The sequence below is a fragment of the Enterococcus silesiacus genome, assembly GCF_001886225.1.
Lineage (GTDB): Bacteria > Bacillota > Bacilli > Lactobacillales > Enterococcaceae > Enterococcus_L > Enterococcus_L silesiacus.
In genome coordinates this window covers 71,913-80,515 of record NZ_JXLC01000018.1, presented here as the reverse complement: position 1 = coordinate 80,515, position 8,603 = coordinate 71,913, and the positions used below count along the sequence as shown (strand labels likewise).

8 protein-coding genes are annotated in these 8,603 nt (G+C 34.5%); 3 read left to right on the top strand and 5 right to left on the bottom strand.

What is annotated here, in order from left to right; all coding sequences use genetic code 11:
• Positions 1–74 precede the first annotated feature (74 nt).
• The 5 genes from RV15_RS12515 to RV15_RS12495 form a co-directional block, all read right to left on the bottom strand.
• Complete coding sequence (locus tag RV15_RS12515) at positions 75–2,411, bottom strand: glycoside hydrolase (RefSeq protein WP_071878383.1); 2,337 nt, start codon at positions 2,409–2,411, stop codon at positions 75–77.
• A gap of 366 nt (positions 2,412–2,777) precedes the next feature.
• Positions 2,778–4,223: a sensor histidine kinase gene (locus RV15_RS12510; RefSeq protein WP_245791364.1), complete on the bottom strand. Its 1,446-nt coding sequence runs from the start codon at positions 4,221–4,223 to the stop codon at positions 2,778–2,780.
• Positions 4,168–4,812 carry a response regulator transcription factor gene (locus tag RV15_RS12505; RefSeq protein ID WP_071878381.1) on the bottom strand — a complete coding sequence of 215 codons (645 nt, stop codon included), beginning with the start codon at positions 4,810–4,812 and terminating at the stop codon, positions 4,168–4,170. Before RV15_RS12505 ends, RV15_RS12510 begins: the two co-directional genes overlap by 56 nt.
• A gap of 14 nt (positions 4,813–4,826) precedes the next feature.
• Positions 4,827–5,453: an FtsX-like permease family protein gene (locus tag RV15_RS12500; protein ID WP_071878380.1), complete on the bottom strand. Its 627-nt coding sequence runs from the start codon at positions 5,451–5,453 to the stop codon at positions 4,827–4,829.
• Positions 5,454–5,517: 64 nt separating this feature from the next.
• Positions 5,518–6,087, bottom strand: coding sequence for a glycoside hydrolase family 73 protein (locus tag RV15_RS12495; RefSeq protein WP_071878379.1), 570 nt, complete (start codon positions 6,085–6,087; stop codon positions 5,518–5,520).
• Positions 6,088–6,575: 488 nt separating this feature from the next.
• Between RV15_RS12495 and RV15_RS12490 the strand changes: the two genes are divergently transcribed.
• From RV15_RS12490 to RV15_RS12480, 3 genes are read left to right on the top strand one after another with little or no spacing between them, the layout of a single operon-like run.
• On the top strand, positions 6,576–7,676 hold the full coding sequence (locus RV15_RS12490) for an alpha/beta fold hydrolase (RefSeq protein ID WP_083429177.1): 1,101 nt from the start codon (positions 6,576–6,578) through the stop codon (positions 7,674–7,676).
• 15 nt (positions 7,677–7,691) lie between these two features.
• The gene (locus RV15_RS12485; protein WP_071878378.1) at positions 7,692–8,144 is read left to right on the top strand and encodes a LytTR family DNA-binding domain-containing protein; all 453 of its coding nucleotides are present in this window, start codon (positions 7,692–7,694) and stop codon (positions 8,142–8,144) included.
• Positions 8,141–8,575 carry a hypothetical protein gene (locus tag RV15_RS12480; RefSeq protein WP_071878377.1) on the top strand — a complete coding sequence of 145 codons (435 nt, stop codon included), beginning with the start codon at positions 8,141–8,143 and terminating at the stop codon, positions 8,573–8,575. Before RV15_RS12485 ends, RV15_RS12480 begins: the two co-directional genes overlap by 4 nt.
• Positions 8,576–8,603 lie beyond the last annotated feature (28 nt).

Here is an 8,603-nt window from a genome sequence, read left to right as displayed (position 1 = left end):
AGGGCGATAGCCCTCATGGGTGTTTGTCCCATCCTCTTCATTGTTTTACATTAAAGAACTATGTGTATCGCGTGCTAGTCATTTGTTTGTACAACAGTTTCTTTCTCATCATTTATGATCAAAGCAGTATGACTGACAACCTTAATCCCATATGCATCGTAATCAGTACTAGAGAAATTAGCAATCACAGATAATGTATCACCAAATTCCGTTTTTTGAACCAAGCGATCATCTGTCAAGACTTTAAAATCTGTCATTTCATGTTGTAAAGCTACTTTTTGGAAAGGACTCCAAATTTTAGCATTTTCCGAGATATCTTCTTTATGTTCATCCCAAGCTGCTTTATCGATATGCATCATTGGCGGTGTATTGTATAGATACTCTTTCATGCGACGCTCACCGACTTGATCCTTGATTTTGTAGCTATCCCATTCCCATTGATGTGAAGTAATCACCGAACGGTTGTAAACAAGTTTGTAAAGTGGCAGAGAATAAACAGGATCAGTATAAATCGCTTTGTATTCTTCCTTGATCGGTACAACTTTTTTGTATTTTGTTGGAATACCGCCATCTAAAGCAGCATAACTTCCTACATAATAGTCACTTTCTTTATTTTGACGCATATCAGGATCAGACCACATAATGACAGGTGTTTCGATTCCGTGGGCAAAAACCATATCCTTTGAAGCAAAGTCATTTCCACCTTCAGAACCGACAACTTGACCATTTTGATTGAAATAATCCATTCGTTTTAAACGGCCCGCAACATCTTCGCTTTGAGTAGTCAAGTGATTAGGACTATAGTCATTATAAATTTCGCCAGCGGCATCTGTATCTAAGAACCAAGAATTAAAAGGAATCTTGTTTTGCATGATGCCTGTAAACCGTTCTTCTACGTCAGGGAAAATTTGTGTCGGATTAAGTTTGCGACCTTTACCTAAGAAACCAGCAACTTTTTCACCATTCTTTTTCGTAACTGTTGCATTTTCGTATAGATTATTGTTAGGAAAAGAAGCTGTATTCCAATCGATGCTAGCATTTTCTTGAATCGACTGATAAGAATCATACGGACCAATTAGATAGCCTTGATCAACGGCTATTTTGACCATCTCAGGATTCATCAAGCCATTGGCCCAGTTTGGTAGACCAATCCAAGCATTGTCGACGCCGACTGTTTTCATGTCTTTGAATACATCTGATGAAGTTGCTTGTCCCCATTGTTCAAGGGGCGGAGTTAAATCACCTAAGACATCAGCTAAGAGATGTTTATTTAATGTGTACCGTTCCTGTTCACTTAGTTTGTCGATACCTTTATCGATTAGTTTTTGCGCCTCGGCATCTGGATTTTTAAAAATATCTTTAGCGTAAAATTGCGGATAAAGTAGGACATAATTGATCGATGTTAAGAATGTATTTTTTTCATATTTATAGCCCTCATTGTTTTTAAACGCTTTTAAAGCTTTTAGATATTCCTCAGAACCATCTTCACCGTATTGAGTTAGTAAGTCACCGATCCATTGGAAAATTGGCTCATCCACCTTTTGAGGTAGTTTGGACCATTTAATATCTTCTGTAGTTAAAATGCGACTGTTCCAGTAATACACTTGGATTGCACCACGCATTTTTTTGATTTCTGGATTTTCTTTTTCCTTTTCATCAAGTGTTTTGAATTCTCCCAAATCGATGCGGTCCATTTGGTAGGTTTTAGCGATAGCGACAGGATCATTATCGGTAACATATAGTCGATAATTCAAGGTTTTATTTTTGTCGAAGCCGATAAAATTGTGACTGGCTTCCAAAGTAAGGTGAGGCTTGGTCTTAGTTAAGAGATCACTATTAAATGTGTTATTCATTACAAATGTTGTAGCAAACGTTTCTTGATTGGTTGTAAAAAAACTCATTGAGAACGCTTCACTCATCGATAATTCTTGATTTTGCCTAAAGTAAGCAAGCCATTCTTTTTGATCATTAGGAATCGTTTTTCCTTCTGCAATGGGTAATACATAGTTTTTAGCATCTAATTTAGGCCAAGTGAAAGATGTATCTTCATCGGATAAACTTGTGAGTGCCACAGCAAGATGATTTTTTTCTTTTTTTATTTTGACCTTGATTTTTTCATTTGGATAAGTCCAACTGATTTCTTCTTTGCTCTTTTTTAAATCAGTCACTTCTTTTGCTTCTTGTGGCTTGGATACTTCTGCTTTGTCACCATTTTCGGTGATTGAAACAGTGAAAGTAGCAGGATCAACGTCAAAAGAGAAATCAGTTTTAGCGTAGCTCTTATTTTTCTCGATCTCTTTGTTGACGATCAGCTCTTCTTTCTTGCTAGATACATTTGTTTTGTTTAAGCTACAAGCTGATAGAGATAGTGTGATTGCAGCTAGGCTTAGATAGATGATAAATTTTTTCATGTATTACATTCCTCCTAATTTAAAAGCTGAATGAGCCATTTAGCATCGACGAAAAATAGGGAAATCTGACTGTGACGTTTTTTGTAACATCCAGATTTTATCTTTTTTCCGAGATGCTGGCTCATGAAGCCAGATAACATTAAAAGCTGAGCAGGCTCATTCTGCTCCGACAGAAAAATAGGGAAGTATGACAGAGGCGTTCTTTGCCTCAAGCATAGTTCATCTTTTTTCCGAGGAGCAAGCCTGCGAAGCTAGATAATACAAGAGCTAAGCGGACTCACCCAACTCAATAACATAACCAAAGTTTATCAACCCAATGTTACAGAAAAATGCCAAAATCAAACATAAAAAAACAAGCGTAAATTGCTACGCTTGTTCGCTAACTTTATAAAAATGTAAAACAAAAATCAAGGTCGTATGCACCAATCTTGTTTCGATCGTAAAGCCATGTTCATTCATGATTGATTGCACGATCGATAAACCAAGTCCTGTGCCAGAAAGGTTTTTATTCCGTGATTTTTCATGGACATAAAAGGCTTCCCAAAGCTTATTTACATCAAAATCTGAATTTAGAGAGGTTTGATTACTGATCGTAAATTCGATAAATTCTTCCGTTTCACGCCAACTGGCTTGGATCTCTTTGTCCGTGGTGTATTTAATACTGTTAGTCAATAAATTATCAAAAACTCTTTTGAGCAAAATCGAATCTGCTTCAATCAATGAAAGAGGGGTATCTGTGTCTGCTTCTAGCAATAAAATTTCTTCTTTTTCCATCGTAGGTTGAAGTTCTGCTACTGTTTGTCTCCAAGTATCTGACAATTGCAACGGGACTTTATTGATTGGCTGTTGTTGTTCTAATTTTGCATAATCTAGCATTTGATCAACGATATCATTCAATCGTTGGGTTTGTTGTAAAATCACTTCAAGATACGTGCCGTCGTCTAAATCATCTTCGATACCAGAACCATATGCTTTGATTAAAGCAATCGGTGTTTTTAATTCATGAGTTAAATCAGCTGTAAATTGTTTAAGTTGTTCATTTTTAGCAAGTAAGTTCTTTTGATATGTTGCCAAAGCGTAACTCATTTTGTTGATGCTAAGGGCTAACTCACCAATTTCATTCGCCGGAATATCGTCCGTTGTCACAAAACTCAGTCCAGTGATTTCTTCCGCTACTTTTTTTAAGTTAACTAAAGGATCAGTTATTTTTCGAACAGAAATGTAAATCAACACAATGATCAGCACCAATGTCAGGCTCAAAGAAAGAAAGTTAAAGGTATTGATCAGATTAGCCGTTTCTGAAAAATTAACAGTAGAAACTCCCACTAAGTAAAAAGTATGATCAATCACCCGCATCTCAACTAAGAAACTTGATTTTTGTTTTCCTTGGTCGAAATTACGTTGAACAGCCTGAGGATTATTTTGTAATTGATCCAAGGTTTCTTGTGTGACCCAAAAACGATTTAATGCCACTTTCTTTCGATTCAACTCTACATTTAAGGCTTCATTAAAATCATCAAGTGAGGTACCCTCTAAACTTCGTGTGATGATCGTGACTTGATTGTTGTCTTCTAATGCTGCTAGTTGTTGTTCTGAATTGGCGCTATGTTGAATATCGGTCATAACAGAGCTAACCTTATGTTCCATTTTTGAAAAATAGTAGTGAGGCACAATTAAACTATTCAAAACAAACATAACAATAAAGCTACCAATAATGATCAAAGAAAAGGTTAAAGTAAGCGTCGTACTGATTTTTCTAGTTTTCTTGTTCAATGAGATAGCCCACTCCTCTTTTGGTGGTGATGGTCTCATCGCCAATTTTTTCACGAAGTCGTCTAATATGTGTGTCCACCGTTCGCGCCACACCATCATAATCCATGCCCCAAACACCGACTAACAATTGTTCTCTTGATAAAATACTGCCACGATTTTTAACCAGCATCATCAGCAAATCAAATTCTTTTTTTGTTAAATCCAATGCTTGTTCCTCTTTCCAAACTTTTAAATTAGCTGGATCGATCAATAAGTTTCTCACATATAATGAACGCGTTAAACCAAGCAATTTTTTGACACGTAATAATAGCACTTGTGGATGAAATGGTTTGGTGATGTAGTCATCTGCACCACTAGATAAAGAAAGAAATTCGTCTTCACCAGTTGATTTAGCTGTGAGCATCAAGACCTTTAATGAGCTTTCGGCTTTGATCGTTTTAATGACCTCAATGCCATCAATTTTAGGCATCATCCAATCAATAATAGCTAAATCTAATTTTTCTTGATAAAAAATATCTAAAGCCGCTTCACCATCCAGTGAAGTATAGACTGTAAATCCATCCTTTTTTAAATAGGCGCTAACGATTTGTACCATTTCGGGGCTATCATCGGCAACTAAAATATGCATGTCCAAGTCTCCTTTTAAAGATTCGTTATTTTTTGTTTGAAGTAGAAAAATTGACCTATAAGTAAAAGTGAAAAACATCCGATCAACGGAAAATCCACTAAAAGGACAAAATAGCTTGGGTGAAACAAAATATCTATGAACCATGAATCAGATAGCTTAAAAAAAAGCGTATAGAGACATTCTGCTGTAGTCAAGCCTAGAAGACTACTTGGTATAATGAGCAACAAAGGCTCAATAAAAAGCTCACTTGTGACTTGAAGCGCTGAGCTACCTAACATTTTTTTAAGGATCAGTTCTTTTTTATCCAATATGATTGCTCTTTGAAAATAAATAAAAAGATAAAAAATCCCGAATAAAAGCAAACCAATGCTGAAAATAAGTAAGGCATTGGTTAAACTCTCTAATAAAGTCACTAGATTTTGACTGGCATTTGATTGAGTAAAAGCATCCAGCGAATCAATTTCTTTTAACCTATTTTGCTCCTCTATTTTCTTCAAATGAGCTGAAGTGATCCAAGCGTGGAGCAAAAGGGTCAAAACAAAGAAATATAGAAAAGAAAAAATACTTTTAAAAAAAGCAGCTCCTTTGTTTCGTAAAATAGTATTACCGCTATCTTTTAGAATATAGTAAAAATGATCCATATCAACAATCTCCCAACAACAAGCATAACAGCATTAGATCAGAACAGCTCTTGATATGCTTTGATTATTTATCATACTTGTATAGTTTAAATTCATCAATCAATTGAATCAGTTTTTCAGCGTAATCGGGGTCAGTTGCATAACCACCATTCTGCAAAGCAACAGCCGCTTCTTGATAATTTTTACTTGTTTTAATGCCTTCATAAGTGCCGCCTTTTAAAAATTCTATGTGATCGGCCATTGATTCTTGGACCGTTTCATATTTTTTAAAAGAATCATCAATCGTGATTCGTTCACCATCAATAAACTCATCTGTGGGCATAATGCTAGATTGCTCATTGAAAGCACCTTTAATACCAAATAAATTTTTAGCGTCTACAGCTAAATCACTACGACCCCAGTCAGATTCTAAAATCGCTTGAGCAATCGTGATACTGGCAAATAAATGAGTTTGTTTTTGTAAAAGCTTGGCTTCAGATGCTATTTCATCAATAAAAATCTGCTGGTAAGCAGTCGCTTCATCTTGGATTGGTTGTTCTTCTTTATTAAAAATAAGGAAAAGACTAGCAAATGAAAGAAGTAGAATCAATAGTAAGGGTAAAATATTTTGTTTTTTTAGAATGCCTTGATTCATCTAATAACCTCTTTTCTTTAAGTGTTACATTCAGTATAGAGGTTAAATGTTACAAAAATGTGCCAAATAAGTTAATAATTATTGGACTTTCTTAAGAAATAGGTTTTTTAGGATAGAAATTGGGGATTTTTGAGTTGCTAATCTTGCTTTATCTTACATTAAATAAACGAAAAACCAACTATGAATCATCAACATTAGCTTATTATTTTAATAACGAGTTTATTTTGGTACGTAACTCTGACAACAGGTGATCTATTCTCACGATATCTTGAAGTTGTTTTCAATGATTGCTCAAAAGGATATCGCTTAAATACAAAGTAACAAACACAATTAGCACAAAAAGATGTAAATACGCTAAACAATTGTCAGTTGAAGTAACTTAACCTGTCAAAAATGCACGTTAGCCGATAGTCTATAGTAAATACAAAGAAATTGTTTATTATAATACTTATCTTATTAAAAATGAGATAGAAAAGAGGCATGAGTATATGAATACTAAATTATTAAATAAGCGTTGGAAAAAGATCTTAGCAGGCAGCACAATGGCTGTAACCATAGTAGTAGGGGGACTAGTCCTATTTTTATCTGTAAATTCACTAGGATCATTAGCACCATATAAGGATTCTAATAGCAAAGAATTTTTGATGGAAAAGAAAAAAGTAATGATTGGTGGCATGGAACAAGGATTGTTTATCGTAGGTGAAAATCCAGAGAATCCAGTATTACTATTTTTACACGGTGGACCTGGTAATCCAGAGTATGCGATGTCAAAAGAAAGTTTTGCTGAACTAGAAAAAATGTATACAGTGTGTTACTGGGATCAACGAGGAGCTGGAATGTCATATACTGATTTAGAAAAAAATCCAGTTGATTTGGATCAAATGGTTGAAGATACATTAGAAGTGACTGAGTACCTTAAAGAGCGATTTGGACAAGAAAAAATTTATCTCATGGGTCATTCTTGGGGAAGCTTTTTAGGGATGAAAACAGTTCAAAAACAACCAGAAAACTATCAAGCCTACATTGGTATCGGTCAAGTAGTTAATCAAAAAGAGTCAGAAAAAATAGCCTATGAATTTATGTTGGAAAATGCCAATAAAACCAAAGATACCAAAGCAATCCAAGCATTGGAAAATGAAACACCCAAGACCTCTAATTTCCCTTCCACAGAGTATATCATGTCGACTCGCTCAGAATTACTAAATAAATTTGGTGGAGGAAATGCGCACAAAGATGGTCGTAAAATGTTAGAGCAAAGTTATCAAAACCTACTATTTTTTAAAGGATATACAATTAGTGAGAAAATTGATTTTCTAAAAGGAGTACAAGGTTCATTGAACCATTTATTCAACTATACGTTAGCAGAAGATTTAAATAAAACTGCTGCTAATGTTAGTGTACCAGTCTATATCTTACAGGGAAAATATGATTATGTGACATCCTATAAATTAGTCCAAAACTATTATGAAAAATTAGAAGCACCTAAAAAGGATATTTTTGTGTTTGACTCGTCCGCCCATCAACCTCATAATGAGGAAAATGAAAAATTTAATCAGATCTTGAAAGAGATTAAATTGGATAATCCGTAGTTTGGAGGGATTTAAGTGAAGCTGATCGTAGAGCAGTCTGGTGAACTTACTGAAATTGAAATTGTTATCCGCCACAATGATAAAATGAATGCTGTGAAACGTTTAACTCGTTATATTGAACAGTTCAATTTTCAATTACAAGGAAAAAAAGAAGGAAAAACCTATTACATTCCATTGAATGAAATTTATTATTTTGAATCAATTGATGAAAAAATATTTATTTATAGTATTCAAGAAGTATTTGAAACAACGTATCGGTTATATGAACTCGAACAGTTGTTAGAACAACCGAATTTTCAAAGAATCAGTAAATCTACCCTGTTAAACATTGAAAAACTGGAGAGTGTCAGACCGTTGTTTCATGGGAAACTTGAAGCGTCCTTAAAAAATGAAGAGAAGCTAATTATCAATAGACACTATGTAAAACCGTTAAAAGAAAAAATAAAATCTTTTGAGGTGGGCTTATGAAATTTATATCTCGAGTATTAACAACAACGTGTTATATTTTTACCTCAATCACTGTTTTAAGTTTTCTTTTTGAGCACCCGTTGTTGAGTCAAATAAAGTTGTTTGGATTTTCTTTCAGTAAACTACTTTCAAGTACTACTCCATTTGATTTATTTGTAATAGCTTTGATGGCCGCAGCTTTTACGATGACCATTGACCAACGTTCTAAACTTTCTGAGGGGTGGAAAAATCTATTTAGTTATTTAGGAACGTTAATCGTCGTTTTTTCTATTAGTTACCTGAAGGGGTATAGTATTTTTTCTTTACACTATCTAGCAGCTGTAAGTAGTATCGTTCTAATTTGTTATAGCGTTGTCTGGTTATTGCTTTTGATTCAGTCCTTTAAAGTTGCAGAAGAAATAAACCAGAGTTTAAAAAAAATCAATCACTGATTGGAATAGGAAAAGACTACTGCTAAAA